Here is a 2,372-nt window from a genome sequence, read left to right as displayed (position 1 = left end):
AGCAAAGCTTCATGGGAATAAACGATAAATTTGCCCTTAGCATCGCCGAAAATTTAATGCAAAACGAGATCAAAGAAAATTTGATGAAACAAGGCGTTTTAATGCGCCTACCGCAAAGCATCTACATCGACAGCAGGGCGAAATTCATCGGCGAGTGCGAACTGCAAGAAAGCGTAAGTATCGTCGGTCCTTGCGTGATCGAAAGCTCGCTCATCAAAAGCGGCTGCGTCATCGAAGATAGCATCGTAAAAAACTCCGACATCGGTCCGATGGCACATCTGCGCCCAAAATGCGAAGTTATAGGCACCCATATCGGAAATTTCGTCGAGCTTAAAAACGCGAAAGTAAACAAGATCAAGGCGGGGCATTTAAGTTATCTCGGAGATTGCGAGATCGATGAGGGCAGTAATATCGGCTGCGGCACGATTACGTGCAACTACGACGGCAAGAAAAAATACAAAACGATAATCGGCAAAAACGTCTTTATCGGCTCGGACACGCAGCTAGTAGCGCCCGTGCGGATAGCCGACGACGTCATAATCGCTGCGGGCACGACGGTTACGAGCGACGTTCCGAGCGGCGCGCTGGCGATCAGCCGAAGCAAACAAATCAACAAAGATGGATTTTTCCATAAATTTTTTAGGAGCGAAGATGAATAAGAAAAAGGTTTTACTCGCGGTTTGCGGGAGTATCAGTTTTTACAAAGCGTTTGAAATTTTATCCGCTCTGAAAAAGTCGAATTTCGACGTCTATGTCGCGCTTAGCGACGGCGTGCAGGAGTTTGTCAGCTACAAAGCTTTCGAGGCGCTGTGCGATCACCCCGTGCTTTGCAAAGCCAACGAAAACTGGCAGGCAGGCATCAACCACATCGCTTATTCCAAGGTGGATTTAGTTTTGATAGCGCCTGCGACGGCAAATACGATAAACAAGCTCGCTTGGGGCGTCTGCGACAACGTATTTTTAGAGGTGCTAAACGCGGCTTTCGCCCACGCCAAGGTAGTTATCGCACCGGCCGCAAATCCGGCGCTACTTGAAAACAACATCACAAAAAACTGCATCGATATGCTAAAAGCGAGCGTCAATGCGTATTTTGTGGATCCGATAGAAAAAACCCTAGCTTGCGGCGATACCGGCAAGGGCGGGCTAGCGAGCACCGAGGCGATAATGCAGACGCTAAAGCGCGCGCTTTACAACGATAAATTTTGGGAGGATAAAACCGTCATCATCACCGGAGGCGCGACGATCGAAAAGATCGACAGCGTGCGCGGCATTACGAATTTCTCCAGCGGTAAAACCTCCAAAGCGATTGCCGACGCGCTGTTTTATCTGGGCGCGGACGTGACGCTGATCTCTAGCAACGAATATGAAAATTTACCGTACAAGCTCGTTAAATTTGAAAGCACTATCGGGCTAAAATCGGCGCTTGACAGCACAAAATTCCCCGACGGCGCGTATTTGATAATGGCCGCTGCGGTAAGCGACTACTCGCCGAAAGTGCGCTACAAAGACAAGGTGAAAAAGGCGGAGATCGGCGAAATTTGGAATTTACGCCTGGGCGAAAACGAGGATATCTTAAGCTCCGTGCGCGGAAATATCAAAAAAGTGGGCTTTAAACTCGAAACCGACCGCGAAAACGCCGTCGGCGAGGCCAAACGCATGCTTAACGAAAAGCATCTCGACGCCGTCTGCCTAAACGTGCTGGACGACATCGTTAGGCTCGGTGGCGACGTCCTTAAGGTCACCTTTATCACGAAAAACGATCAGGTCGTAATCGACACCGCGCCGAAGGACGAAGTCGCCCTAAAAATCGCGGCTGAGCTGAAAAAAATCTGATCCGTGAATAGCCTAAATCATCTAGCCCTTGTGATGGACGGCAACGGGCGCTGGGCGAAAAAGCGCGGTCTGCTGCGCACCGGCGGGCACGAAGCGGGCGCGGAGGTCGTGGAGCAGATCTGCGAGTTTTGCATCGACGAAAGCATCGCAAACCTCACGCTCTACGCCTTTAGCACCGAAAATTGGAAGCGCCCGAAAAGCGAAGTGGAATTTTTGATGAAGTTGCTGCAAAAATTCCTAATTTCACGCCGCGAAAAATTTACCCAAAACGGGATAAAATTCTATCCGATCGGCGACATATCGGCTTTTGAGGGCGATCTGCGAAGCGAGATCGAATATCTTTCAAATTTAACGCAAAACGGACGAGCGCTAAATTTTAACCTAGCGATCAACTACGGCTCTCGCGACGAGATCGTGCGAGCGTGCGAGAGGCTGCTTGCAAGCGGCGAGCGGCTAAGCGAAGCGGGCATCGGCGCGCATCTGGATACCGCGCACAGCGGCGACGTGGATCTGCTGGTGCGCACGGGCGGCGAGCAGCG

General features: G+C 50.8%; 3 protein-coding genes. All 3 read left to right on the top strand.

The features are described from left to right. The coding region (locus Q0256_RS07735; RefSeq protein WP_297961919.1) for a DapH/DapD/GlmU-related protein at nt 1-659 on the top strand (659 nt) is incomplete at its 5' end. After that, nucleotides 652-1,833: a bifunctional phosphopantothenoylcysteine decarboxylase/phosphopantothenate--cysteine ligase CoaBC gene (coaBC, locus tag Q0256_RS07730; protein WP_297961916.1), complete on the top strand. Its 1,182-nt coding sequence runs from the start codon at nt 652-654 to the stop codon at nt 1,831-1,833. The genes Q0256_RS07735 and coaBC, both read left to right, overlap by 8 nt. A 3-nt stretch (nt 1,834-1,836) precedes the next feature. Further along, the coding region (uppS, locus tag Q0256_RS07725) for a polyprenyl diphosphate synthase (RefSeq protein WP_297961913.1) at nt 1,837-2,372 on the top strand (536 nt) is incomplete at its 3' end.

The sequence above is a fragment of the uncultured Campylobacter sp. genome, assembly GCF_937949835.1.
Taxonomy (GTDB): domain Bacteria; phylum Campylobacterota; class Campylobacteria; order Campylobacterales; family Campylobacteraceae; genus Campylobacter_B.
This window is presented reverse-complemented; position numbering and strand designations above follow the sequence as displayed.

Excerpts from the sequence above, each read along its gene's own strand:
- coaBC (WP_297961916.1), top strand. The coding sequence starts at position 652 with ATGAATAAGAAAAAGGTTTTACTCGCGGTTTGCGGGAGTATCAGTTTT.